1 protein-coding gene is annotated in these 425 nt (G+C 63.8%); it reads right to left on the minus strand.

All coding sequences use genetic code 11. The features are described from left to right. Positions 1-24: 24 nt before the first annotated feature. The coding region (locus AC0L18_RS32435; RefSeq protein ID WP_473495751.1) for a transposase at positions 25-425 on the minus strand (401 nt) is incomplete at its 5' end.

Genomic DNA, 425 nt, shown 5'->3' on the forward strand with positions numbered 1-425 from the left:
GTCGGCCGTGAACAATGAGAGGGATCAGGCTTCGAGTTCCTTCGGCTGACTTTGAGGGGCGGTGAGGAGAAGCCACAAAAGAGCCTTCAGCCACCTGAGCAGGAGGGAGAAGTTGTAGCCGGCGGCGGCCAGGATGGCGTTGACGGCGTCGCCCTGCTTGCCGGCGAGATAGTTGCGGCCCATCCGGTGCTCGGCCTTGACGTGGCCGATCACCGGCTCGACGGCCGATCGCCGCCGCATCTGGCGCTTGATGGCTGGGGTGACACGGCGTTTCTGACCAGCGGTGAAGACCCTGAACTTGTGGCTCTCCGGTGCGTTGTGGCCGCGATAGCCGGCGTCGGCGAGAACGCGGCTGATCTCGTTGCCGATGGTCTTTTCCATGTCAGGGATGATCGCTGCGAGCGTGTGGCCGTCATAGGGATTGC

Source organism: Mesorhizobium sp. WSM4819 (genome assembly GCF_055811215.1).